General features: G+C 69.7%; 17 protein-coding genes. 6 read left to right on the forward strand and 11 right to left on the reverse strand.

From position 1 onward, the window contains the following. Position 1: 1 nt before the first annotated feature. The 4 genes from ABEA46_RS14885 to ABEA46_RS14900 all read right to left on the reverse strand — a co-directional run bounded on the left by ABEA46_RS14885 (position 2) and on the right by ABEA46_RS14900 (position 4,389). Complete coding sequence (locus tag ABEA46_RS14885) at positions 2-664, reverse strand: YesL family protein (protein WP_345545408.1); 663 nt, start codon at positions 662-664, stop codon at positions 2-4. 80 nt (positions 665-744) lie between these two features. Next, positions 745-2,310 carry a DUF3502 domain-containing protein gene (locus tag ABEA46_RS14890; protein WP_345545409.1) on the reverse strand — a complete coding sequence of 522 codons (1,566 nt, stop codon included), beginning with the start codon at positions 2,308-2,310 and terminating at the stop codon, positions 745-747. 110 nt (positions 2,311-2,420) lie between these two features. After that, complete coding sequence (locus ABEA46_RS14895; protein WP_345545411.1) at positions 2,421-3,413, reverse strand: carbohydrate ABC transporter permease; 993 nt, start codon at positions 3,411-3,413, stop codon at positions 2,421-2,423. Next, positions 3,400-4,389 (reverse strand): ABC transporter permease, encoded by a 990-nt coding sequence (locus tag ABEA46_RS14900; protein ID WP_345545413.1) that lies wholly within the window; start codon positions 4,387-4,389, stop codon positions 3,400-3,402. The genes ABEA46_RS14895 and ABEA46_RS14900 overlap by 14 nt, the downstream gene beginning before the upstream one ends. 163 nt (positions 4,390-4,552) lie before the next feature. Between ABEA46_RS14900 and ABEA46_RS14905 the strand changes: the two genes are divergently transcribed. Next, entirely contained in the window at positions 4,553-5,464 is a 912-nt protein-coding gene (locus ABEA46_RS14905) for a DUF6807 domain-containing protein (protein ID WP_345545414.1), read from the forward strand. Positions 5,465-5,508: 44 nt separating this feature from the next. On the opposite strand, the gene ABEA46_RS14910 is transcribed toward ABEA46_RS14905, so the two are convergent. From ABEA46_RS14910 to ABEA46_RS14920, 3 genes are read right to left on the reverse strand one after another with little or no spacing between them, the layout of a single operon-like run. Next, a complete protein-coding gene (locus ABEA46_RS14910) occupies positions 5,509-8,034 on the reverse strand; it encodes a glycoside hydrolase family 3 C-terminal domain-containing protein (protein WP_345545416.1) in 2,526 nt (841 codons plus the stop codon). Beyond that, positions 8,031-10,337, reverse strand: a complete 2,307-nt coding sequence (gene yicI, locus ABEA46_RS14915) for an alpha-xylosidase (protein ID WP_345545418.1) — start codon at positions 10,335-10,337, stop codon at positions 8,031-8,033. The genes ABEA46_RS14910 and yicI overlap by 4 nt, the downstream gene beginning before the upstream one ends. Further along, positions 10,334-12,385, reverse strand: coding sequence for a beta-galactosidase (locus ABEA46_RS14920; RefSeq protein WP_345545420.1), 2,052 nt, complete (start codon positions 12,383-12,385; stop codon positions 10,334-10,336). Before ABEA46_RS14920 ends, yicI begins: the two co-directional genes overlap by 4 nt. Positions 12,386-12,505: 120 nt before the next feature. On the opposite strand from ABEA46_RS14920, the gene ABEA46_RS14925 reads away from it, so the two are divergent. Genes ABEA46_RS14925 through ABEA46_RS14935 form a run of 3 tightly spaced genes read left to right on the forward strand, consistent with a single transcriptional unit; the run spans position 12,506 to position 16,663 of the window. Beyond that, entirely contained in the window at positions 12,506-15,055 is a 2,550-nt protein-coding gene (locus ABEA46_RS14925; RefSeq protein ID WP_345545752.1) for a glycosyl hydrolase family 95 catalytic domain-containing protein, read from the forward strand. Continuing rightward, on the forward strand, positions 15,049-16,038 hold the full coding sequence (locus ABEA46_RS14930) for a LacI family DNA-binding transcriptional regulator (RefSeq protein WP_345545422.1): 990 nt from the start codon (positions 15,049-15,051) through the stop codon (positions 16,036-16,038). Before ABEA46_RS14925 ends, ABEA46_RS14930 begins: the two co-directional genes overlap by 7 nt. A 19-nt stretch (positions 16,039-16,057) precedes the next feature. Beyond that, positions 16,058-16,663: a YesL family protein gene (locus ABEA46_RS14935; protein ID WP_345545423.1), complete on the forward strand. Its 606-nt coding sequence runs from the start codon at positions 16,058-16,060 to the stop codon at positions 16,661-16,663. Between the two features lie 136 nt (positions 16,664-16,799). Here ABEA46_RS14935 and ABEA46_RS14940 read toward each other — a convergent pair whose 3' ends face one another. From ABEA46_RS14940 to ABEA46_RS14950, 3 genes are read right to left on the reverse strand one after another with little or no spacing between them, the layout of a single operon-like run. Further along, on the reverse strand, positions 16,800-18,551 hold the full coding sequence (locus ABEA46_RS14940) for a type 2 periplasmic-binding domain-containing protein (protein ID WP_345545425.1): 1,752 nt from the start codon (positions 18,549-18,551) through the stop codon (positions 16,800-16,802). Positions 18,552-18,583: 32 nt separating this feature from the next. After that, positions 18,584-19,534 (reverse strand): carbohydrate ABC transporter permease, encoded by a 951-nt coding sequence (locus ABEA46_RS14945; RefSeq protein WP_345545427.1) that lies wholly within the window; start codon positions 19,532-19,534, stop codon positions 18,584-18,586. A gap of 11 nt (positions 19,535-19,545) precedes the next feature. Continuing rightward, complete coding sequence (locus tag ABEA46_RS14950; RefSeq protein ID WP_345545428.1) at positions 19,546-20,547, reverse strand: ABC transporter permease; 1,002 nt, start codon at positions 20,545-20,547, stop codon at positions 19,546-19,548. 360 nt (positions 20,548-20,907) lie between these two features. Between ABEA46_RS14950 and ABEA46_RS14955 the strand changes: the two genes are divergently transcribed. Continuing rightward, the gene (locus ABEA46_RS14955; protein ID WP_345545430.1) at positions 20,908-21,915 is read left to right on the forward strand and encodes a LacI family DNA-binding transcriptional regulator; all 1,008 of its coding nucleotides are present in this window, start codon (positions 20,908-20,910) and stop codon (positions 21,913-21,915) included. 15 nt (positions 21,916-21,930) lie between these two features. On the opposite strand, the gene ABEA46_RS14960 is transcribed toward ABEA46_RS14955, so the two are convergent. Then, positions 21,931-22,602 (reverse strand): rhamnogalacturonan acetylesterase, encoded by a 672-nt coding sequence (locus ABEA46_RS14960; RefSeq protein ID WP_345545432.1) that lies wholly within the window; start codon positions 22,600-22,602, stop codon positions 21,931-21,933. A gap of 109 nt (positions 22,603-22,711) precedes the next feature. On the opposite strand from ABEA46_RS14960, the gene ABEA46_RS14965 reads away from it, so the two are divergent. Beyond that, positions 22,712-24,499, forward strand: coding sequence for an ABC transporter ATP-binding protein (locus ABEA46_RS14965; protein WP_345545433.1), 1,788 nt, complete (start codon positions 22,712-22,714; stop codon positions 24,497-24,499). Positions 24,500-24,547: the final 48 nt, after the last annotated feature.

A 24,547-nucleotide genomic window follows, 5' to 3' on the forward strand; every position in this document is an offset into this window, starting at 1 on the left:
ATCAGTCCTCTTCTTCGAGGGCGGACGGGGCTTTCGGGCTCGGCGCGTACCGCTCGAACACGCGCGCGAAGAGCAGGGCGCCGAGATACGCGATCGCGGCGAAGCCGATGAGCAGCCACAGCATGCCGTAGCCGGTGGCCTGCGGCGAGAAGATCGTGACGATGACGGCGAGCGCCGACAGCAGGATGACGGTGAGCGGAGCGAGGGGATGCCGGAACGACATCAGCCGCGCGTTGCGCAGCACCTCGCGGGTGCCGCCCTCGAATTTGGCGAGGTACGGGAACACGTAGAGGGCCCACATCGCCGCGACGAAGACCAGGACGAACCAGACCGCCAGCAGCACGAACCGCAGCACGCCGGTCGGCACGAGCTCGGTCACCACGACGTACCACGCCACCAGCGCGGCACCGGCGACCGCGAGCAGCAGTCCGATGAGCGTGGCCTGGCGGAAGTTCCGCCGGAACGAGCGGAAGTAGTCGCCGGTGATCGTGCGGTCGGTGTCGGTCGCGACGCGCAGCGCCACGAAGTCGAGCGCCGTGAGCGCGGCCGGCAGCGTCACGATCGGCAGCGCCGTGACGATGAACAGGATGTTCAGAAGCATCAGGTCGGCGATGCGCGTGAGGAACCGCATCAGCGCGGAGTCCGGCGCGAAGATGCTCGCCATGCGGGGCTGCCTTTCGTGAAGGGGTGCGGAGGGTGGGGCGGGCGGGCCCGCGGCGCGCGGACCCGCCCGTCAGCGGACCGTCAGTCGACCTTGTGGTCTTCGGCCCAGGCGTCCAGGTCGGACTGGATCGAGGCGCGGGCGTCCTCGAAGCCGACGTCCTTCAGCTTCTGGCGCATCTCGGCGACCGCCGCGGCGGGGTCGTCGAACTTGCCGTACTCCAACTGCGGGATGTACTCCGACAGCACGCCGCCGATCGCCGCGAGCGTCGGGTCGATCGCCGACTTGTCGACGATGAGCGTCGAGTACGGGTAGTCCCCGGCGACCTTGTCGAGGCTCGCGTAGATGTCGTCCTTGTTCGGCGCGTCCGTCAGCTTCGGGTACTCGAACTCGTCCATGCGGCCGGCCCAGAAATTGGAGCCGAGCGAGTCGGTCGACGAGTCGTAGCCCTCGGGGTAGGTGAGCTTGCCGTCGTCGGTGAGGATGTAGTCCGTGCCCTCGATGCCGAAGTTGAGCAGGTCGTAGTCCGCCTCGTCGTTGCGGATGAGGTCGTACACCTGCAGCGCCTTCTCGGGGTTCTTCGAGTTCGCGCTGACCGCCATCGCGCCGTGCGTCTTGATGTCCTTGAAGAGGTTGCCGTTCTCCTGGCCCCAGTAGAACATCTTCGGGTCGGAGCCGGGCTGCTTCGTGGTCATGTTGTTGACGATCTGGCCGATGAAGGTCTGCGTGTGGTGCTGGTCGGTGCCCGAGAGCGCCGCGTAGAACTCCTCACGCGTGTCGCCGTCGTAGTTCAGCGCGTCCTCGCGCCACACGCCCAGGTCGTTCCACTCCTTCGTGAGCTCGGCGGCGTCGACCAGCTCGTCGCTGTCCATGTACCACGAGGTCACCTCGTACGGGTCGGACGCCGAGATCTGGAACGGCGCGTAGTTGCCGGCGCTCACGCCCTGCAGCGTCCCGAGATCGGTGTGGCCCTGGAGGTAGCCGGTGAGGGCCGCCTCGCCGTTGGCCGCACCCGCGACATCCCACGGGTAGGCGTCGGGCTTGTTGGCCTTGATCCACTGGAAGTACTTCGTGAAGTCCTCGAACTTCGTGATCTCGCCGTCCGCGAAGCCCGCCTCGGTGGCCCAGTCGCCGCGGTAGAAGAACCCGTGGTTGGTGTACTGGGTGTAGTTGTCCTCGGGGATGAACATGATCTGGTCGTCGAGCTTGGTGAGGTCCCAGTCGCCGTCCGCGTCGACCTGCGCCCAGGTCTTGGGCGCGTTCTCTTTGAGCATGTCCTCGGTCAGCGGCAGGAAGGCGCCCTTGTCGGCGTTCTCCCACGCGTACAGCCAGTCGGTCGCCGTCGTGATGAGGTCGACGTTGTCGTCGCCCGACAGCAGCTGCAGGTTGTACTGCGTCTGCCAGTCGGCCCACTCGACATAGAACAGGTCGAGCTTGGCGTTGGCCTGCTTCACGAGCTTCTCGTTCAGCTTGTCGAGCATGGCCTCGAGGCGGCCGTTGGTGGGCTTGTCGCCGAGCACCAGCATGGTGATCTCGGTCGGCTTGCCCGTGGAGTCGTCGCTGCTGTCGGCGGTGCAGCCCGCCAACGCCCCGGCGCTGAGGCCCAGCGCCGCCAGGGCGGCGACTCCCTTGATGATTCGGTGTGACATGTGAGGCTCCTTCGGCTCTCATCTCTTGGTGGGGACGTGCAGGGGATGCTTCGGCGTGCGGCATCCCGGATCACGGTCCGCATCAGGGCGGACCGTGTCGTCGGGGGACGTCAGCCCTTCACTGCGCCGACGGTGATGCCGCTGACGAAGTAGCGCTGGACGTACGGATAGGCGAGCAGGATCGGCCCGGTCGCGAGCACGGCGCTGGCCATCTTGAGGGTGTTGCTCGGCAGATCGGTGATGCTCACGTTCGAGCCGGCGACGGAGTTCCGCAGGGCGTTGGCCGTGTTGATGATGTTGTAGAGGTAGTACTGCAGCGGTTTGAACTCGACTGTCGAGCCGAGATACAGCGATGACAGGTACCACTCGTTCCAGTAGCCGAGGGCGAGGAAGAGCCCGACAGTGGCCAGGGCCGGCTTCATCATCGGGAGCGTCAGCTGCCAGAAGATCCGGAAGTCGCCGGCGCCGTCGACCTTGCCCGACTCGATGACCTCGTACGGGACGGTGCGCATGAAGTTCTTCATCAGGATGATGAGCCACGGCGTCATGAGCAGCGGCAGCCAGACCGCGAGGTAGCTGCCCCGCAGTCCCAGCGTTCGGCTCACCCACAGGAAGGTGGGGGCGAGACCGGCCGAGAACAGCGTCGTGAAGTAGATGAAGAACGTGATCTGGTTGCGGAAGCGGAAGTCCTGGCGGAACAGCGCGTAGCCCGTCATCGCGATGATGATGAGGCCGACCGCGGTGCCCGTGACGGTCATCGTGATCGTGACGATGTACGACCCGAGGATCTGCTGCGGCGCCGCGAAGATGTACTCGTATGCGTCGAGGGTGAAGTCTTTGGGGAACAAGCCGAACCCGCTCTCGCGGATCGCGGACTCGCTCGAGAACGACGCCGACAGGATGAGGACGAACGGCAGCAGGCAGAACAGCGAGAAGAACGTGATGAACACGTACGAGATGCCGCGGAGCGCGTAGTCGCTGCGGGCGAGCTTGACCGGACGCGCGCGGTTGGACCGCGTCCACCAGCGCTGCGTGCGCCGCTTGCCGGAAACGGTGGTGAGCGTCTCGGTCGCCGACGGCAGCAGCAGATCAGAAGAGGGCATAGTCCTTGTTCATCTTTCGGACGATCCAGTTCGCCAGCAGCACGATGGCGAAGCCGAACAGCGATTGATACAGGCCGACGGCCGTCGACGTCGTGAAGTTGTTCTGCGACATGACCATCCGGTAGACGGAGGTCTCGATGATGTCGGTCGTCTGGAACAGCGCCGCGTTGTTGCCGACGAGGTTCCAGAACAGCCCGAAGTTGCCGTGCATGATGCCGCCGAGCGAGAACAGCAGCAGGATGATGAAGGTCGGCTTGAGGCTCGGCAGGATGACGTAGCGGATGCGCTGCCAGGCCGACGCGCCGTCGATGGCGGCGGCCTCGAACAAGCCCTTGTCGATGCCCATGATCGCCGCGAAGTAGACGATCGAGCCGTAGCCCGTGCTCTGCCACAGGAAGACCAGGATGATGATGATCGGCCAGATGCCGGCCATGCTGTAGATCTTGATCGGGTCGCCGCCGGTCTCTTTGATCAGCGTGTTGAGCGCGCCGGTGTCGTAGTTCAGCATGTTGAACGCGATGACGCCGATGAGCACGACCGAGATGAAGTAGGGCAGGAACATCACGCCCTGCGTGACCTTCTTGAAGTACCTCAGGCGCACCTCGTTGAACATGATGGCGATCGCGATCTGGAAGATGTTCCCCAGCACGATGAACGCCACGTTGTAGAGGATCGTGTTGCGCGTGAGCACCCACAGCTGCCCCGACTTGATCAGGAACTCGAAGTTCTTGAGGCCCACGAAGGGGCTCCCGAAGATGCCGTCGGTGTAGTTGAAGTTGGTGAACGCGATCCAGATGCCGGGCAGCGGCCCGTAGTTGAACGCGATGAAGTACAGGATCGCCGGCACGCACATCAGCAGCAGCATGCGGCTGTCTTTCACGTGCTGCCAGAACGACTTCCGCCGACGCGGCGGGGTCGCCTCGGGCAGCGCCCGTGGGGGTGGCGCCGTCTGCTGGGGCGCTTCTTTCAGAGCCATCCTCCGCCTCTCTGCGGTGACAACCGGCGTCGACCTCGACACCAAGAACAGGGATAAAAATAACCCTCGATGAAACTACCGGCCACTGTAACGGCACGATTCTCGCGATGACAAGAACTTTTTTGGGAATGCGTTTTCCGCCCCGCTCGGCGACAATGGACGCATGACCGATCTCTCGCTCCGCCTCGACGACACCGACGCCGTCGTCACCGTGTCCGGCGTCGACATCGCCCGGTATGCGTTCGACGGCGGCGGCCCGGTCGCAGAGGGTCCCAAGCCGTTCCTGCATCCCCTCCGCACGCTCGACGGCGCTCCCCTGACGGCCTACCGGCCGTGGGACCACCGTTGGCACAAGGGCCTGCAGCTGACGTGGACGCACGTGTCGGGCGAGAACTTCTGGGGCGGACCGACGTATCGCCGCGACAGCGGGTACGTGCAGCTCGACAACGTCGGCCGCATGCGTCACGACGCCTTCACGGACGTGGTGGATGCCGGTCCCGCGGTGTCGTTCGCCGAGCAGCTGACCTGGATCACCCAGGCCGGGCAGGAATGGGTCGACGAGACCCGCACGCACCGCTTCCACGGCGTGGACCCGGAGCGCGGCCTCTGGATCCTCGACTTCGCGACGACGCTCCGCAACATCGCCGGGCACGGCCTCGAGCTCGGCAGCCCTACGACGCAGGGCCGCCCGAACGCGGGCTACACCGGCTATGTCATCCGCATGCCGCGGGCGTGGACCGGCGGCCGCGTGCTCGCGGGCGGCTTCGCCGACGACACCGGCGCCGACGCGGTGATGGGCGCCGAGGCGCCGTGGGTCGCGTTCTCCGGGCGGCACGACGAGGTCGACGGCGGCGGCACGGTGCTCGCGTACGCCGGCACGTCGACCGGCGCTCCGGCGATCCGCTGGTTCGTGCGCAGCGAGCCGACGCCGATCCTCGCACCCTCGCCCTCGTTCGCCGAGCACATCGTGCTCGCGCCCGGCGAGGAGCTCTCACTCACCCACCGGCACGTGTTCGGCGACCGCATCTGGACCCCGGAGGAGACGCGGATGCTGGCGGCCGAGCTGGCGCCGTAGGCCCGCGGTCGTTGAGCGGCCGAACCCTTCCGGTCGTTGAGCGCTCAACGAGCGGAAGCGGTGACCTCCAGCACGCCCGAGACCGGCAGCTCCCACGCCGAAGGCCCCGCGGCCAGCGTGTAGGCGCCGGGCTGCACACGGAGCGCACCCTGGTGGACCCAGTCGTCGACCGCGCCGGGCAGCCGCACCGCGTCGTCCCACACCGAGAGGCGGTCGACGCCGAAGGCGAGCTCGACGTCGCGGGTCTCGCCCGGAGCGAGCAGCACGCGGGCGTAGGCGACCAGCAGCCGGCGAGGCGCCGGCAGCGTCAACTCGCGCGGCGGCAGGGCGTAGAGCTGCACGAGCTCCTGGGCGTCGCGCTCCCCCGTATTGGCGACGCGCACGGTGACCCGCACCGCGTCGTCGCCCTCGCGCGGCGCGAAGCCGGCATGCCGGTGCGTCGGCGCGGGCGCCGGGGCGACGGCATCCTGGACCGTCACCGACTCGTACGACACCGAGGTGTAGGTGAGTCCGTGGCCGAAGGCGAAGGCGGGCGCCTCGGGCTGGTGCCGGTAGGTGGCGCCCTGGCGCAGAGTGTCGTAGTCGAACAGGTCGCCCGGCTGCTGCTCGGTGGCGGGCCAGCTCTGCGACAGGCGGCCAGCGGGCTCGCGGTCGCCCGAGAGCACGTCGATGACGCCGTGGCCGAGCTCCTGCCCGCCGTGGCTCGACCATACGACTGTCTCGGCGGCGGCCGCGCCGTCGAGCACGTACGGATAGCTCGACACGATCGTGAGCACCGTGCGCGGGTTGGCCTCGCGGGCCACCCGCCACGTCTCGGCCCACGCCTCGGGGAGCCGCAGGTGGGGGCGGTCCTCGGTCTCGCGGCCGTTCAGGTGCGGATCGTTGCCGACCGCCACGATCACCGCGTCCGCGCGCGCGGCGGCCTCGGCGACGGCCTCGGCGCCCGAGCGCACGACGCGCACGCCGAAGCGCTCCGCCTTGTCGAGCGTGACGGCCTCGGCGGCGAGCAGGCCCGAGTCGCGGAACGTGCGCACCCACCGGCCCGAGCCGAGGTGCAGCAGCGACACCGTGCCGTCGGCGTGGTGGTGCGCGCGGAAGCTCTCCTGCACGATCCACTCGCCGACCCGCTTCGCGTCGGCCCGCATCGGCCAGCGTGCGCCGGTCAGCAGCAGGCCGCTGGCGTGCGAGCGGAGGGTGAGGATGCCGTCGCCCCAGTCGGTCACGTCGAACAGCGCCTCCTCGCCGACGGCCTCGGCCGAGGCCTCGACGCTCGAGCCGTCCGCCGCCGCGGTGACGTAGCGCCCGGACGAGACCGCGCGCAGCGCGACGGTGTCGTCCCCGGTGACGACCTCGGCCTCGTCGAACCGCTCGGCGGCCGCGGCGCCGATGCCGACCGCGTACGGCGGCGTGCCGGCGTACCAGTCCGTGAGCACGGCGTCGGCGAGGGGGCCGACGACGGCGACGCGCGAGGTCGCGGTCAACGGCAGCACCCCGGCGTCGTTCCGCAGCACGACGACCGAGCGCACCACCGCCTCACGTGCGAGCTCGCGCGCCGCCGGCGCGTCGATGGCGTCGGCACCGATGCCCGCGTACGGGTCGGCGTCGCCATCGAACTCGCCTGTCCGGATCCGCAGCTCCAGCAGGCGCAGCACCGCCTGGTCGACGTCGTCGGCGGTCATGAGTCCCGCGGCGAGCGCCTCGGTCACGTACCCGATCGTGGGCGCGGAGTTCGCGTCGTTGTCGGTGAACGAGTCGAGGCCCGAGCGCACCAGCGCGGCCGCGGCGTGGACGTGGTCGGGCTGTGCGCGCTGTGTCGTCACGAGGAACGTCGGAGCGCCGGCATCCGACACCACCGCGATCGACTCGTCGGACCAGGTCCGTGCCTCGGCGACGAGCTCGGGCTGCGTGTGGGCGGGCACGCCGTTAACGCGGTTGTAGGCGAGCATCATGCCGCCGGCGACGCCCGCCTCGATCGCGCCGCGGAACGCCGGCAGCTCTTCTTCGTGCAGCGTGCGCAGCGACATCTCCGACGACGTCACCGACCGGTCGGTCTCGTTGTCGTAACCGAGGAAGTGCTTGAGCGCCGGCACCGTGCGCCACACGCGCTCGTGGTCGCCGCGCAATCCCCTCGAGTACGCGGTGCCGAACACGGCGGTCACGTGCGGGTCCTCGGAGTAGCCCTCCTCGTTGCGCCCCCAGCCGGGGTGGCGCAGCGTGTTGACGACGGGCGCCCACACGTTGAGGCTCACGAGCGGGTTCTCGGCGTGCTTGGCGCGCACCTCGACCGCCGCGACCTCGCCGACACGGCGCACGAGCTCCTCGTCCCACGTCGCGGCCAGCCCGACGGGCTGCGGGAAGACCGTGGCGCGGCCGAGCCACGCGGCGCCGTGCAGCGCCTCGCACCCGGTGTGCCATTCGGCCAGGCCCAGCCGCCCGATCGCCGGGGCGACCTGGTGCAGCATCGCGATGCGCTCCTCGGGCGTCAGCCGGCCGAGCAGGTCGCGCGCGCGTTCGGCGAGGGGCCGGTCGATCTGCCGGAACACGGGGACGTCGGTGGTGGCGCCGGTCATCGTCCTGCCTCCTCGAGCTCGATCGTGAGGGACGTGGATGCCTCTCCCCTGACCACCTCGTCGCCCACCTGCAGCGCCCACGGGGCGCGGGCGTCGTCGGAGGTCGCGGTGATCGTGGCGCCCTCGCGACGCACCCGGAACGATGTGGTGGCCGTGCCGTCGTGACCGGGCACGGTCGTGACCGCGTCGTAGCCGTCGGGCAGTGCGAAGCAGCGCAGGGTCACGCCGTCGGCCCAGTCGTAGTCCGGGCGGCTGTCGACGGCGCCGAACGGGAGCACGGTGCCGGGCCGCACGCGCAGCGGCACCGAGTCGTAGCCGTGGGTCTCGGTGATCCAGCGCTGGCCGGCCGCGACCGAACCGTCGATCAGCGAGGTCCACTCCCCCTCGGGGACGTAGTACTCGACGGTGCCCTCAGCGGTGAACACCGGCGCCACCAGCAGTGCGTCGCCGAGCATGTACTGCGTGTCGGCGTCGAACCCCGACCGGTCGCCCGGGAACTCCAGCACCATCGGCCGCATCATCGGCGTGCCGTCGGTGTGGGCCTGCTCGGCCGCGCCGGCGAGATACGGCATGAGCCGCATCTTGAGCTTGGTGAACTCTCGTGCCACGTCGACAGCCTCGTCGTCGAAGGCCCACGGCACGCGCACCGTCGACGAGCCATGCAGGCGCGAGTGCGATGACAGCAGTCCGAACGCCAGCCAGCGCTTGAACAGGCCGGGGTCGGGGGTGCCCTCGAAGCCGCCGATGTCGTGGCTCCAGTACCCGAAGCCCGACATCGCCAGCGACAGTCCGCCGCGCAGCGACTCGGCCATCGACAGGAATGTCGAGTCGCTGTCGCCGCCCCAGTGCACCGGGAACTGCTGCGAGCCCGCGGTCGCCGAGCGCGCGAACACCACGGCGTTGCCCACGCCCTTGTGCCGCTCCAGCGCCCCGAACACCACCTCGTTGTACAGCTTGGCGTAGTAGTTGTGCATGCGCTGCGGGTCCGATCCGTCGTGCCACACCACGCCGTCCACCGGGATCCGCTCGCCGAAGTCGGTCTTGAACGTGTCGACGCCCTGGTCGAGCAGGCCCTGCAGCTTGCCGACGTACCAGGCGGCGGCATCCGGATTCGTGAAGTCGACCAGTCCCATGCCGGCCTGCCACAGGTCCCACTGCCACACGCTGCCGTCGGTGCGCTTGAGCAGGTAGCCGGCGTCGGCGGCCTCGCGGAACAGTGCCGATCGCTGCGCGATGTACGGATTGATCCACACCGACACATGCACGTCACGTTCGTGCATGCGCGAGATCTGCCCCACCGGGTCGTGGAAGGCGCGCGAGTCCCATTCGAAGTCGGTCCACTGGTATTCGCGCATCCAGAAGCAGTCGTAGTGGAACACCGACAGCGGGATGTCGCGCTCGGCCATGCCGTCGACGAAGGCGCTCACGGTGTCTTCGTCGTAGCTGGCGGTGAACGACGTGGTCAGCCACAGGCCGAACGACCAGGCCGGCACGCGCGCCGGGCGGCCGGTCAGCTCGGTGTAGCGGCGCAGCACGTCCTTGGGCTCGGGGCCGTCGATGACGTAGTAGTCGAGCGACTCGCCGTCGACCGAGAACTGCACGCGCGAGTTGACCTCGCTGCCGAGCTCGAACGACACGTTGCCGGGGTTGTCGACGAAGACGCCGTAGCCGCGGCTCGTGACGTAGAACGGCACGTTCTTGTACGACTGCTCGCTCGAGGTGCCGCCGTCGGCGTTCCAGGTGTCGACGGTCTGGCCGTTCTTGACGAACGCGCCGAAGCGCTCGCCCAGGCCGTACACGCGCTCGCCCGGCTCGATCGTCAGCTGCTGGTGCACCCAGGTCGGGTCGACGGGCGTGCGCAGCTGCCCGGTTCCGGTCATGTGCCCGACCGAACGCGGCAGCGAGGTGGTGAGCACGCGGCCGTCGCTCACGAACTCGACGCGCCACGGCCCCGAGCGTGCGACACGCACGCTGAGCGATCCCGCCTCCAGCACGCCCCACTCGTCGTCGAGCCGCAGCGTGGGGCGGAACCCCTCGGCGGCACGGATCTCGAAGTCCGGCCCGCGATGCACGGCACCCGCGTGGCGCTCGACGTGCACCTTGACGACGCCCGGCGCCGGGGCCGAGAAGACGACGGTCAGCATCGGGCGGTTGAGCGTGTCGCCGCGATCGCGGATCACCGCGGTCGGGGCGTACACGCTCATCGTGCCGGCGGCCTCATCGAGACGGATGTCGTCGACCTCGACGGCGTAGAGCGGGGTGAGCGAGGGCCTGGTGAGCCAGTAGCCATCGGTGAACTTCACTGTGCGTGCCTTTCGATGAGCACCATGGCGGCGCCGGGTGCCAGGGTGACCTGACCGTCGACGTCCGCGTCGGACAAGAGATCCCGCCGGGCTCCGGGCACTGTCACGAGCCCGGTCGTCCGACCGTGGTTGAGCAGGAACAGGGCGTCGCCGCGCCGCACGGCCTCCACGCCGTCGGGCAGCACGCGATCGGGGGTGACGCCCGAGACGCCGGCCGCATCGAGGGCGTCGTCGAGGACGGCCCCGAGCGCGTCGTCCGACACGACCGCGCCCAGGTACCAGGCCGTGCCCGCGCCGGCGCGGTGCCGCGTGATCGCGGGGGCGCCGTCGAGGTGTCCGCCGTCGAACCGGGCCAGCACGTCGGCGCCGTCGGCGCGCAGCCGTTCGCCCAGCACGCCGGCCTCCAGCGCGACCGCCGGCACCGTCGTCCATGCCGCTTCCGCGGTCACGGACGTCGGCTCGTCGGGCAGGCCGACCCACTCCTCGCCGCTCACCCCCAGGAGGTCGCGAAGCAGCACCGGCGAGCGGCCCTGCAGGATCGCGGCGTTGCTGTCGGCGACCCCCGAGAACGGGCCGACGACCAGGCTCGCGCCGGCCTCGACGGCCGCGCGGAGGGCGGCGGCGGCATCCACCTCGACGATGTACGAGTGCGGCACCAGCACCGCGCGATAGGCCGACAGATCGGCGCCCGGCCGGACCAGGTCGACCGCGATGCCGCGGCGCCACAGCGCGCGGTGCCACCGGCGCACCTGCTCGAGCGTGTCGAGCCGGCTGGTCGGGCGGCCGGGCTCTTCGCCCGCCCACCACGACTCCCAGTCGAACAGGACGGCGACCGATGCTGCCACCCGCGCGCCCGTGACGGGCCGCAGTCGCCGCAGATCGGCGCCGAGCCCGACAGCCGCACGGAACACCTCGGTGTCGGCGCCGGCGTGCGGGAGCAGCGCGGAGTGGAAGCGCTCGGCGCCCGAGCGCGCCTGCCGCCACTGGAAGTAGCAGACCGCGTCGGCGCCGCGGGCCACCGCCTGCAGCGAGTCGAGCCGGGAGCGGTCGGCGGATTTGGGCAGATTGTGCGGGCGCCACGACGTGGCGCTCGGGGCCTGCTCCATCAGCACCCACGGGCGTCCGCCGCCCAGCGAGCGCATCAGGTCCTGGATGAGCGCGACGTCGCTCGCGGCGGTGGGCGACGCGTGGTCGGGGTACTGGTCATCCGCGACGACGTCGACCTCGTCGGCCCACGACCACAGGTCGGTGAGCGGTTCGAACCCCATGAAGTTCGTGGTGACCGGCTGGGTCGCACCGGCGGCGCGGATCGCGTCGCGCTGCTCGGCGAACACCCGCTGCAGCGCGAACGACGTGTACCGGCGGAAGTCCAGCGACTGCGCCGGGTTCACGAGGTAGGGCATGCGCCGCGGCGGCACGATCTCGTCGAAGTCGCGATAACGCTGGGCCCACACCAGCGTCCCCCACGCCTCGTTGAGAGCCTCGATCGTGCCGTACCGCTCGCGCAGCCACAGCCGGAACTCGCGCGCGGCCTCGGGGCCGAAGTCGATCTGCCCGAACTCGTTGCCCACGTGCCACATGCGCACCGCCGGGTGGTCGCGGTAGCGCTCGGCGAGATCGGTCGCGATCGCGATCGCGTAGTCGCGGTAGACCCGGGATGCCGGCGTGAACTGATTGCGGGAGCCGGCGACGAGCGCCACCCCGTCGGGGTTCACGGGGAGCGTCTCGGGGTGCACGATCCCCATCCACGGCGGCGGCGAGGCCGTCGGCGTCGCGAGATCGACGGCGATGCCGTGCGCGTGCAGCAGATCGAGAACCTCGTCGAGCCAGGCGAAGTCGCGCTCGCCCGGGTTCGGCTCCAGGCGCGCCCAGCTGAAGACGCCGACCGTCACGAGGTTGACGCCGGCTCGGACCATGAGCTCCGCGTCCTCGCGCCAGACCTCGGGAGACCACTGCTCGGGGTTGTAGTCGCCGCCGAAGCAGACGCCGAGGTCGGCGGTGAGCGGCGCGAGCGCGTCGGAGCGACGCGGGATCGGGGTGCTGACCATGGAACGGGGAACCTCTTCGCTGAGTTTCGGTCGAGGACGGGTCTTCTGAAGGCGGATCCCAAAGCTTCTGAGAACTTTCGAAGCGCTTCAACACCGAGACGATATACTAAGGGTGTGACGATGTCCACGCGCCGCGAAGATGCGGTCCCGCCGGCCCCCTCCGAGGCGCTCCACGAGCTTCGCGCGTCCTCACCGGCGGCCCAGTGGCTCGACGCCTACCCCGTCGGCAACGGGCGCCGCGGCGCCATGTGCGCGGGCCTGTCGGGCGGCGAGCGCCTGTGGCTCAACGACATCGAGGCCTGGTCGGGGCGCGCCGCGGCCGACCCGCTCGAGGATGTCGCCGTGCGCGGATCGGGCGCTCTCGACGCCGCACGCGAAGCACTCGACGCAGGCGACCTCGACGCCGCGGAAGCGCTTCTGCAGCGCATGCAGGCACCCTGGGTGCAGGCGTATCTCCCGCTCGGGTGGGTGGATGTGGACGTGGAGCTCCCGGTCGTTGAGCGAGCGGAGCGAGACGAAACGTCGTCGCAAGCCGCCCACCGGAGCCGGCCGTCCGGCGACTCCCGCGTGGCGGAGTTCTCTCCATCGGCTCACCGCGTTTCGTCTTCGCTCGTTCCCCGCTCCGCGGGGCGGCCGGGGGGTGGCCGGCCGCACTCGCGGCGCCTGGACCTGCGCACCGGGGTCGCCACGCACGAGTACGCGCTCGACGGCATCGCGGTGCGGCACCGCACGTGGGCGGACCTCGTGACGGGCGCGATCCTGCACGAGATCACCGCCGACGCCCCGGTGCGGGTGCGGGTGCACGTCGCATCGCTGCTGCGCGCCAAGAGCGCGGCGCACGCCCGCGACGGCGCTCTCGCCAACGACTGGTGGTTCCCGGTCGACGTGGCGCCGGGCCACGAGCACCCCGACGAGCCGGTCCGCTACGACGAGGCCTCCGCACGCCACGGGGCCGTCGTCGTGCGCCACTTCGGCGCATCCGAGATCGACGGCGACACGCTGGTCACGGACCCGGCGACCGCGCATCTGTTCGCGGTCGGCACGGCCGCCGCCCCGTCGCTGCCCGGCGAACCCGACCCCGGCACCGGTGCGATCGAGCGCGCCGCGGCGCTGGTGGGCGGCATCCCCTCCACCGATCCGGACGAGCTGCGCGCCGCGCACGAGGCCGCGCACCGCACACAGTACGAGCGGTGCGCGCTGGAGCTGCCCGGGTTCGACAGCGGACTCGACACGGCAGAGCGCGTGCAGCGCGCGCAGGAGGACGACGACCCGGCGCTCGCCGCGCTGGTGTTCCACTACGGGCGGTACCTGCTGCTCGCCTCGTCGCAGCCCGGCGGACTGCCGGCCACGCTGCAGGGCCTGTGGAACGCGGAGCTGCCGGGCCCCTGGTCGAGCGCGTACACGACGAACATCAACCTCCAGATGGCGTACTGGCCGGCCGAGACCACCGGGCTCGCCGAGTGCCACGAGCCGCTGCTGCGGTTCACCCGGCGACTGTCCGAGACGACCGGGCCGGTCGTGGCCCGCGAACTGTACGGCGCCGACGGCTGGGTGGCGCATCACAACTCCGACGCGTGGGCTTTCGCCGCCCCGGTCGGCGCGGGGCACGGCGACCCGGCATGGGCGAACTGGGCGCTCGGCGGCGTGTGGCTCGCCCTGCACCTGTGGGACCGCTTCGCGTACGGCCGCGACGGCGACTACCTGCGCGACGAGGCGTGGCCCGTACTCGCGTCCGCGGCGGCGTTCGCGCTGTCGTGGATCCAGGGCGACGACGAGCGCGCCTGGACGAGCCCGTCGACCTCGCCCGAGAACCACTACCTCGACGCCGACGGCCACGAGCGCGGCGTCGGCGTGACCGCGACCATGGACGTCGCGCTGCTGCGCGAGCTCGCCGACGTGTGCGGTCGCGCCGCCGTGGTGCTGGGTGTCGACGAGCCGTGGGTCGCGGACCTCGCCGCGCGCACCGCGGCGCTCCCCGGCCCCCGCGTGTCGGCCCGCGGCGACCTGCTCGAGTGGGACCGCGAGCGTCCCGAGGCCGAGCCGCTGCACCGGCACCTGTCGCACCTGGTCGGGCTGTTCCCGTACGCGCAGATCACCCCCGAGGCGACGCCCGGGCTCGCCCGTGCGGCCGCGGAGTCGATCCGCCTGCGCGGCCCCGAATCGACAGGCTGGGCCCTCGCGTGGCGCGCGGCGATGCAGGCGAGACTCGGCGACGGCGCCGCCGTGCACGAGCACGTGCGCATGGCGCTCCGGCCGGCCGAGGCGGCCGGCGGCGGGCACCGCGGCGGCCTCTACCCCAACCTCTTCAGCGCGCATCCCCCGTTCCAGATCGACGGCAACCTGGGCCTGACCGCGGCGATCGCCGAGGCGCTCGTGCAGTCCTTCGACGACGGCCCGGATGCCGGTGGCGCCGGGTCGGTGCGGGTGCGGCTGCTGCCCGCGCTCCCCCCGCAGTGGCCGGACGGAGCGGTGCGCGGCATCCGGGTGCGCGGCGACGTGTCGGTCGACCTGGAATGGGCCGGCGGACGACTCGTGAGCGCCTGTCTCCGCGCGGGCGCACGAGCGGCGACAATGAATGTGTACGGGCCGGACGGTCCGATGGGCACCAGCGACCTCGCCCCCGGCGAGACGCGGGTGCTCGACCTAGCAGGACGGGGAACCTCATGGTGACGATCGCGGACGTCGCACAGGCGGCAGGCGTATCGATCTCGACCGTGTCGTACGTCATGAGCGGCAAGCGCGCCATCTCGCAGGAGACGCGCGACCGGGTCGAGAAGGCGATCGACAACCTGGGCTTCAGCCCCCACGCGGGCGCCCGGTCGCTGGCCTCGCGGTCCACCAACGTCATCGGCCTGCAGGCACCGCTGCGCACCGGCGTCGACGTCCACGTCGTGATGCAGATCGTCACCGGCGTCGTCACGCAGGCACGCAAGCACGGCTACGACATCCTGCTGCTGGCCAGCGACGACTCCAAGGCGCTGCAGCGCGCCGCGAAGGGCTCGATGGTGGATGCGCTGCTGGTCATGGACGTCGAGTCCGACGACCCCCGCATCGACACCCTGTCAGGGCTCGACCATCCGAGCGTGCTGATCGGCCTGCCGCAGGGGCGTCGCGCGATCCCGTGCGTCGACTTCGATTTCGAGGCGGCCGGCTGGCTCGCCGTCGATCGGCTCGTCGCGCTCGGACACCGCCGCCTGGCGCTGATCGGCTCGCCGCTGGAGGTCATGGCGCGACACACCTCGTACGCCGACCGGCTCGCCCGCGGATTCCTCGCGGCGTGCGAGGCGAACGGCGTCGTGGGCACCGTCCACGCCTGCCCGAGCACGGCCGAAGCGGTCACGACGGTGGCCGATGTGATGACCGACGACCCCGGGATCACCGGCTTCTTCGTCCACAACGAGGGTGCGCTCCCGCATGTGGCCACGACCATCGCGCAGCGGGGGCGGCAACGCGGCGACGAGCTCGCCGTCGTCGCCCTGTGCCCCGACGACGTCGCGCGCTCGGTCCCCGGCCTCGCCGACAGCATCGCCGTGCCCGCCGAGGCCATCGGAGCGGCGGCGACCGACATGATCTGCGAGATCCTCGCGAACGGCACGAAGCCCGCCGTCCGGCTGCTGCCGCCCGCCCTCACCGGGGACGCCACCACCTCCTGACCCGCGACGGGAACCCGCCATGCGCATCGACCCCGAAAGCCGCGCGCTGAGCGGCCTCACGACGTTCCTGACGTTCGTCGCGCTCAACCTGCTGTACCTGCTGCTGTGCATCCCGATCGTGACGATCGGGGCCGCCACGAGTGCGCTGTACGAGGTGACGATCCGCTACTCCGACGACGAGAGCGGGCACCCGCTGAAGGACTTCCTGCCCGCGTTCCGCGCGAACTTCTGGCGCGCGACGCTGGTGATGCTGTGCCTGCTCGCGCCGGCCGTGCTGCTCGGTTACAGCAGCGTGTTCTGGTTCTCGATGCCCACGATCCTCGGCGGCGTCGCCGGCATCATGGCCGTGATCGGCGCGGCGTACCTGCTGGCCGCCTTCCTGTACGGCATGGCCCAGGTCGCGTACTTCCGGAGCACCGTGCGGCAGACGGTCAAGAACGCCCTGCTGCTCCCCGCGGCCGAACCGGTCCGCACCCTCGGTGTGCTCCTCATCCCGGTGACGCTCGTCGCCCTCACGATCCTGTTCCCGCCGTTCGGGTTCATCGTGCTGACCGTCGGCTTCTCGGTCGGGGCCTACGCCACCGCGTTCCTCTTCCGGAGCGTCTTCGGCCGCCACGAGGCCTGATCCCCGCGGCGTCGGCCCGGGATGCCGCAGCCCCCGGTCGGCCCACGGTCGCGGCATCCTCCCCTGCCCCAGGACGTGCGTGCACGAACGAAGGGCTCGGGATGCCTCATCCCGAGCCCTTCGTGTCATGCCTGTGTCAGTCGAACGCCTTCGTCACGGCGACGCGGGCGTCGTTCTGCGACTTCGCGTTGTCCATGTCGAACTCCACCACCTTGTCGTAGCCGAGACCGTCGGCCGTCGAGATGAGCTCGTCGCGGAGCGAGTCGAACTGCGACTCGTTCTCGGCGAACACCATCTGCCACGAGTACTGCTTGATGATCTCCTTGACCTGGTTGCGCAGCGCCTCGATGTCGGACGGGTCGGCCGGGGCCGCGTAGCTCGCACCCGGAGCGACGAGCAGCTCGTCATTCGTGGTGAGGTAGTCCATCGTCGAGGTCGCGTCGCCCATCTTCGACGACCAGTCCTCGGTCAGCGAGTTGGCGATCTTGGCCTGGTAGGTCGGCCAGAAGGTGTAGCTGAACGGATAGCCCGTCTCGGTGTCGACCTCCTTGGGGAGCACCGCGCTCAGGTTCAGCGCCGAGACGCCGTCCTCGTACTTGCCGCCGCCCCACTCCTCGGGCACCGTCGCGCCGCCGCCCAGGAACTGCTGGTAGCCGAAGTCGGTGAGCTCGGGCTCGCCGGCGTCGTTCACGTCCCACGTGAGACCCTTCGGGCCCGCCGTGCCGCCGGTCTGCGCGCTGCTGGCGTACGCACCCTCGGACGAGTACAGCCAGTCGACGAACGCCGCGATGCGCTCGGGGTCCTCGGCCTTCGAGCCGATCGCGAAGACCTGCTTGCCGCCGTACGCCTCGGCGCCGTACGAGAAGATGTCCTGGTCCTTCAGCGGCACCATCTCGAAGCCCTTGCCGGCCTGCATGTTGGCGTCGGTGTTGAAGGCCGACTGGCCGAGCCACGGCCACCACGAGAACAGCACCTGGCCGTTCTGCATCTTCGAGAACAGCGTGTCGTAGTTCTGCGTCGTCGACTCGGGGTCGACCAGGCCCAGCTGGTTGGCGTCGAAGTACAGCTTGAGGTTGCGCATGTACTCGCCCTTGGGGTCGAGGATGCTCTGGTAGTCCGAGCCGTCGGCCTTGGCGAGCACGAAGCCGAGCTCGTCATAGCCGTAGTAGGTCGCCGGCTGCTTCGCCGTGACCATCATGTTGCCGTCCCAGTCCTTGAACAGCGAGAAGCCGTAGGTGGGCTGCCCGTTGTCGGCGGTCGGGTGGGCGGTCTGCATCTGCTTCAGGATCGGCAGGATGTCTTCGAGCGTGCCGACCTCGGGATAGCCGAGCTCCTTGTAGTAGTCCCAGCGCATGTACGCGCCGAACGTGGGCTCCAGCCCCTCCGACGGGTCGGTCGGCTTGAGGGTCGACAGCGCCGACGGGAACCCGTAGACGCCGTCCTTGCCGTCGTTGAGGTGCTGCACGGCGGTGTCGTAGGTCGCGAGGTTCTTCATCGCCGGGTAGTAGTCCGACGCGTCGGAGACGAGGCCGCCCTCGATGAGCTCGTCGAGCTTCTGGCCCTTGTCGGTGATGATGAGGTCACCGAGGTCGCCGGCCGCGACACGCGTGTTGTAGAGGGTGTCACCGCCGCCCGCGACGTTCGGGGCGATGATGTTCAGCTTCATGTTGAACTTGTCTTTGACGATCTTGGCGAACCAGCCCTGCTGGATGCCCATGTAGTTCGCCAGGCCGTCGAACACGTCGATCGTGATCTCTTTGTCCCACTTGTCGGGGAACTCCGAGATCGCACCCTTGGACTGGTTGCCGCCGCCGGCACTGCACGAGGCGAGCGACCCCGCGGCGAGGAGCGCCACGAGCGCCAGGGACACCTTCTTTCGCAGCTTCATTGCTTTCCTTTCTTGGTGGTGCGTGACCGCCGTCAACCCTTGACGGCGCCCAGCATGATGCCCTTCACGAAGAAGCGCTGGAACAGGGGATAGATGAAGATGATGGGCAGCACCACGAGCACCGAGACGGTCATGCGTATCGACGTGGGCGTCTGCGTCGTGGCGACGTTCGCGATCTGACCGAGGTTGCCGCCGGCGTTCTGCGCGGCCTGGGCGAGGCTGGATGCCTGGTTGATGAACATGTAGAGCAGGTACTGCAGCGTGTACAGGCTCTGGTCGGTGATGTAGATCAGCGTGTCCTGGAAGCTGTTCCACTGCGTCACGGCGCTGAAGATCGCGATGGTCGCGAGGATCGGCGTCATGTTGGGCAGGTACACCTTGAAGAAGACCTGCAGGATGTTGGCGCCGTCCATCTCGGCGGCCTCCTGCAGCTCCTTCGGCATCGACTCGACGTACGTCTTGGCGAGGATGACGTTGAACGGCTGCACCACGAACGGCAGCACGTAGACCCAGAAGTTGTTCGTGAGCCCCAGCGTCTTCATGATGATGAACACCGGGATCAGGCCCGCGCTGAAGTACATCGTGATGATGAGGAAGCGGTACCAGAACTTGCGGCCCCACATCCGGGTCTGGGTGAACATGAACCCGAGGAAGCCGGATGCGAGCACCGTCAGGGTCGTGCCGAGCACGGTGCGGCCGACGCTGACGACGGTCGCCAGCGGCAGGCCCGGGAGCGAGAACACCTGCGTGTAGTTCGACAGGTGGAACCCGATCGGCCACAGCCGCACGTCGCCGAGCGCCGAGATGTCGTTGGCGCTCACCGAGTTGATGATCAGGTAGTAGAAGGGGTAGGCGCACAGCACCGCGAACACGGCGAACAGCAGGTAGTTCCCGCCGCGGAAGACGGTGTCGCCGATCGAGCCGCGGTAGCGCGCGGAGGTGTCGCCGCGCTTGGCCGTCGTGAGGGTCTTCGTCATGGTCATGGCAGCGCCCCTCAGACGATCGATTCGCCGCGGACGCGCTTGGAGACCGCGTTGACGGTGAGCAGGAGGATGACCGAGATGATGCTCTTGAGCATGCCGATCGCGGTGGCCATCGACAGGCTGTTGCCCGTCATGCCGATGTTGTAGACGTACAGGTCGAGCACCTGTATCCACTGTTTGTTGAAGGCGTTCTGGAACACGTAGTACTGCTCCATGCCGTTGTTGAGGATGTTGGCGATCGACAGCAGCAGCAGCACCAGGTAGGTCGGCATGAGCTGCGGCAGCGTGATGTACCGCATCAGCTGGAAGCGCCCGGCGCCGTCGATGCGGGCGGACTCGTACAGCGACTGGTCGATGCCGGCGATCGCGGCGAGGTAGATGATCGCGCCCCAGCCGAGCCCCTTCCAGATGCTCCAGAGCGTCATGGTGATCCAGACGTTCTGGTCGGTGTCGAGGAACTTGACCGGCGTCGTGATGAGACCCGAGTCCATGAGCACGTCGTTGACCAGACCGGAGCTGGAGAACAGCGAGAAGGCGATCATGTAGACGAGCACCCACGAGATGAAGTTCGGGAGCGACGTGAGGGTCTGCACCGAGTTGCGGAACCAGGGTGCCTTGATCTCGTTGAGGAAGATCGCGAAGAACAGCGGCAGGATCGACGTCGCGATGCCGAGGAAGCTGATCGCGAGGGTGTTGAGCAGCACCTGCCCGATCTGCGCCATCTGGGTCGGCGAGCTCACCAGCATCTGGAACCACTGCAGCCCGACGAACTCGCTGCCCTCGAGCCCCAGCGCCGGCTTGTAGTCGTACAGCGAGTAGATCCAGCCGTACAGCGGCAGGTACGAGAACAGGAACGCGAGGATGAGGAACGGGACGATGCAGAGGAACAGCGTGAACGACGTCCGGCTGCCTGCCGGGCGCAGTCGCCGTCCGCGACCCTTCTTCGAGTTCTTCTCGAGGCCCCGGACCGTCGCCTCCTGGATGACCGTCTGAGCCTGCGCCTGCGTCGTCATCGGACCGTGCCTTCGACTGTCGCGACCGCGGGGGTCACCGTCGGGTGAGCATGACGTCGTCCCATGTCACTCCTTCGTGTACGTGGCTGCCGCTCTCTCGGTGCCTGCGGGGGCCGAGCGGATCGCGAGATCATTGTCGAACCGCTTCGATGTCGAACCGCTTCGATTGAAGAGTAGGCGCGCCGGCATCATTCGTCAAATGCTTTCTCGTAACGCGCCGATAACGATGGGAGCGCTCTCGGACGTCCGGGGAGCGGCAGGAAAGCGCCTACCATGGTCGGATCGGACGCACGGCGGCTTCCGCCCCGTGGCGGACCCGGCAACAGGTGAGCGCGAACGCGGCGAGGGGGCGACGGCGACATGAAGCGCATCGGCATCCGCGATGTCGCCGAGCGTGCCGGCGTGTCGATCAGCACCGTCTCGAACGCCCTGAACCGGCCGCACCTCGTCAGCGACCGGCTGGTCGACCGGGTGCGCTCCGCCGCGGACCAGCTCGGGTACGTCCCGCTGCAGGCGGCCCAGCAGCTGCGCGCCGGACGCTCGGGCCTGCTGGGCATGACCGTCATCAACATCGCCAACCCGTTCTTCGCCGACATGGTGGCCGGCGCCGAGGATGCGGCCTCCGCGGCCGGACTGCGCATCCTCGTCGGCAACTCCAGCGACGACATCGCCAAGGAGCGCGACCACCTCGAGCTCTTCGAGCGGGTGCAGGTCGAGGGCGCGCTCGTGAGCCCCTTCGGCCCACTGGAGCCGTGGCTGCAGCGACTGCGGGGGCGCGGCATCCCGGTCGTCCTCGTCGACGCGGTCGACGACACCGGAGAGCTGCCCTCGGTCTCGTTCGACGACGTCGCGGGCGGCCGCCTCGCCGCCGAGCACCTGATCGCCACCGGCCGTCGGCGACTCGCCTTCGTCGGCGCCCGCGAAGAGGTGCGCCAGGTGCGCGAGCGCCTGCACGGCGCCCAGCTGGCCGTCGCGGTGCACCGCGGCGCGACGCTCGAGCCGATCTGGACGAGTCGCACGACATCCGAGCTGGGCATCGCGTTCGGCGAGCAGCTCGCCTCCCGCTCCCCCGCCGACCGCCCCGACGGCATCGTCACCTCGAACGACCACCTGGCGATCGGACTGGTGCACGGGCTCATCTCGCGCGGGGTGCGCGTCCCCGAGGACGTCGCGGTCGTCGGCTACGACGACATCGAGTTCGCCGCGATCGCCGGCGTGCCGCTGACCTCGGTCCGCCAGCCCGCGCGCGAGATGGGCCGCACGGCCGCCGAGATCCTCCTGGCGCGCATCGCGGGGACGGCCGGCTCCGACCTCGGCAACGTGGTCTATCAGCCCGAGCTGGTCGTGCGGGCCTCGACCGGCGGCTGATCCCATGGCGCCGGCTCAGCTGACCAGCTGCGAGCCCTTGGCCGGCTGATCGCCGTCGCGCCGCTCGATGGCCCGCAGCGACCGCCCGACGAAGGCCGCGATGCGTCGCGCCCCCTCCTCGCGGAAGTGCGTGTCGTCGGTGAGCCCGCCGGGCCACACGGGGTGCTCGCCGGGGGCGAAGTGCGACAGCAGTGAAGTGGATGCCGCGGGCCCGAGATCCTCGTAGAGCCAGGTCGTGAACACCGTCAGGTCGATGAGCGGCACGTCGAGCTCGTGCGCGAGGTCGCGCACCGCGTTGGGATAGTCCCCGTGCGTCGGTGTGACGCGGTCGCCGTCGAACCAGCGCCGTTCGGCCGACGTGCACAGCACGGCGGCGGCGCCGCGGCCGCGGGCGTCCTCGACCATGCCGCGCAGGCGCTGGGTGTACCCGCCGCGTGCATCGAGTTCGGGGAGCTTCTGGTCGTTGTGGCCGAACTGGATGACGACGGTGTCGCCGGGCGCGACGCCCCGCAGCAGACGCTCCCACGATCCGTCGGCGAGGAACGATTCCGTCGTCGCGCCGCCGTAGGCGAGGTTGCGCACCGGCGCCTCGACGACCGGCTCGATGTACGAACCCCATCCGGTGAGGGGGAGCTCTTCGGGTTTCGCGGGGGCGACGGTCGAGTCGCCGGCCAGGTGGTACGTCATGTGGAGTCCTTCCGCGCACGGGGTGCGGCTGGGCCCACGCGCCAGAGGCTCCGCACGACGCGCCAGCGGCGTGTGGAGAGGCGTGGGGATCGTCGATAGCATTGCCATCATGACGCAGAAAGCGTTTACCGGCGCCATTCGCGTCATCGGAATCGCTCAGAACCCCCGTCCCGGCCGCTCAGTGCTGAAGCTGCTGGCCCGCCGGCCAGGTCGCATGATCCTCGCGGTGCTCGCGTTCGCGTGCAAAGAGATCCCGCTGTGGTTCCTGCCGGTCGTGACGGCGAAGATCATCGACCTCGTGGCCACCGGCGGCGAGGTCTCGACAGTCCTCATCTGGTTCGGGGTCGCCGCGGTGCTGCTGATCCAGAACTACCCGATGCACATGGTGTACATCCGCAACTTCATGCGGGTCGTGCGCGACACCGGGGCCGATCTGCGCAACGCGCTCGCGGCACGGCTGCAGAGCCTGTCGATCGGCTACCACACGCGGGTGAGCTCGTCGATCGTGCAGACCAAGGTGGTGCGCGACGTCGAGAACGTCGAGCTCATGCTGCAGCAGGTGACCCACCCGCTGCTCTCGTCGACCATGGTGCTCGTCGGCGCGATCGTGATGACGGCGATCGCGGTGCCGCAGTTCCTGCCGGTCTACGCCCTGGCGGTTCCGGTCGCGCTCGTGCTGCGCAGCAGCCTCAGTCGTCGCTCGCGCGCCCGCAACGAGGTGTTCCGCCGCGAGGTCGAGGGGTTCGCCGCCCGCGTGGGCGAGATGGCCTCGCTCATCCCGGTGACCCGTGCGCACGGCCTGGAGCGCACCGCCGTCTCGCGCGTGCAGGCCGGCGCCGACGGCGTGCGCCGCGCCGGCTACGAGCTCGACCTGCTCAACGGGCACGTCGCCTCGATCTCGTGGGTGGCGATGCAGCTGCTGGGGCTCGGCTGCCTCGTGCTCGCCGCGGTCTTCGCGCTCACCGGCGTGCTGCCGATCACGCCGGGCGAGGTCGTTCTGCTGTCGTCGTACTTCACGCTGCTCACCCAGGGCCTCACGCAGCTGCTGATGCTGATCCCCGTCGGCGCTCGAGGCCTGGAGTCGATGCGCTCGATCTCGGAGGTGCTGCAGGAGCCCGACCTGGAGCTCAACGAGGGCAAGCGCACCGTCGCGCACGTGGGCGGTCACCTCGAGCTGCAGCACGTCAGCCAGCGGTATGCCGGCGCGGACCGGGATGCCGTGCACGACGTGTCGCTCGACATCGAGCCGGGCGAGACTGTGGCCTTCGTCGGCTCGTCGGGGTCGGGCAAGTCCACGATGCTCAACCTGGTGCTGGGGTTCGTCAGGCCGACGTCGGGGCGCATCCTGCTCGACGGCGACGACATGCAGGAGCTCGACCTGCGCACGGTGCGCCAGTCGGTGTCGGTCGTGCCGCAGGAGTCGGTGCTCTTCGAGGGCACGATCCGCGAGAACATCGCGTACGGCCTCGACGACGTGTCGGACGAGCGCCTGCGCGCGGCGCTGCGCGACGCGAACGCGGCCGAGTTCGTGGACACCCTGCCCGACGGCTGGGACACTGTGGTCGGCGAGCGCGGCGCCCGGCTGTCGGGCGGCCAGCGCCAGCGGCTGGCGATCGCCCGCGCGCTCGTGCGCGATCCGCGCATCCTGCTGCTCGACGAGGCCACGTCGGCCCTCGACCCCGAGTCCGAGGAGCTCGTGAAGGAGGCCCTCAACCGGCTCATGAAGGGGCGGACGACGCTCGTGGTGGCCCACCGCCTGTCGACGATCCGCCAGGCCGACCGCATCGTCGTGCTCGAGCACGGCGAGGTCGTCGAGATCGGCGGCCACGACGCGCTCGTCGCCGCGAACGGGCGCTACGCGCACCTGCACGCGACGCAGGCGGGACTCCCCCGCTGACCTCGGCCGCCGGCATCCCTCGCGTCCGGTCGAGGGATGCCGGAATAG

Origin of the sequence: Microbacterium jejuense, assembly GCF_039544225.1 — a bacterium.
Classification (GTDB): domain Bacteria; phylum Actinomycetota; class Actinomycetes; order Actinomycetales; family Microbacteriaceae; genus Microbacterium; species Microbacterium jejuense.

Bases quoted from the DNA above. Each gene is read 5' to 3' on its own strand.
- ABEA46_RS14885 (WP_345545408.1), bottom strand. From the start codon at position 664: ATGGCGAGCATCTTCGCGCCGGACTCCGCGCTGATGCGGTTCCTCACG.
- ABEA46_RS14890 (WP_345545409.1), bottom strand. From the start codon at position 2,310: ATGTCACACCGAATCATCAAGGGAGTCGCCGCCCTGGCGGCGCTGGGC.
- ABEA46_RS14895 (WP_345545411.1), bottom strand. From the start codon at position 3,413: ATGCCCTCTTCTGATCTGCTGCTGCCGTCGGCGACCGAGACGCTCACC.
- ABEA46_RS14900 (WP_345545413.1), bottom strand. From the start codon at position 4,389: ATGGCTCTGAAAGAAGCGCCCCAGCAGACGGCGCCACCCCCACGGGCG.
- ABEA46_RS14905 (WP_345545414.1), top strand. From the start codon at position 4,553: ATGACCGATCTCTCGCTCCGCCTCGACGACACCGACGCCGTCGTCACC.
- ABEA46_RS14910 (WP_345545416.1), bottom strand. From the start codon at position 8,034: ATGACCGGCGCCACCACCGACGTCCCCGTGTTCCGGCAGATCGACCGG.
- ABEA46_RS14920 (WP_345545420.1), bottom strand. From the start codon at position 12,385: ATGGTCAGCACCCCGATCCCGCGTCGCTCCGACGCGCTCGCGCCGCTC.
- ABEA46_RS14925 (WP_345545752.1), top strand. From the start codon at position 12,506: ATGTCCACGCGCCGCGAAGATGCGGTCCCGCCGGCCCCCTCCGAGGCG.
- ABEA46_RS14930 (WP_345545422.1), top strand. From the start codon at position 15,049: ATGGTGACGATCGCGGACGTCGCACAGGCGGCAGGCGTATCGATCTCG.
- ABEA46_RS14935 (WP_345545423.1), top strand. From the start codon at position 16,058: ATGCGCATCGACCCCGAAAGCCGCGCGCTGAGCGGCCTCACGACGTTC.
- ABEA46_RS14940 (WP_345545425.1), bottom strand. From the start codon at position 18,551: ATGAAGCTGCGAAAGAAGGTGTCCCTGGCGCTCGTGGCGCTCCTCGCC.
- ABEA46_RS14945 (WP_345545427.1), bottom strand. From the start codon at position 19,534: ATGACCATGACGAAGACCCTCACGACGGCCAAGCGCGGCGACACCTCC.
- ABEA46_RS14950 (WP_345545428.1), bottom strand. From the start codon at position 20,547: ATGACGACGCAGGCGCAGGCTCAGACGGTCATCCAGGAGGCGACGGTC.
- ABEA46_RS14955 (WP_345545430.1), top strand. From the start codon at position 20,908: ATGAAGCGCATCGGCATCCGCGATGTCGCCGAGCGTGCCGGCGTGTCG.
- ABEA46_RS14960 (WP_345545432.1), bottom strand. From the start codon at position 22,602: ATGACGTACCACCTGGCCGGCGACTCGACCGTCGCCCCCGCGAAACCC.
- ABEA46_RS14965 (WP_345545433.1), top strand. From the start codon at position 22,712: ATGACGCAGAAAGCGTTTACCGGCGCCATTCGCGTCATCGGAATCGCT.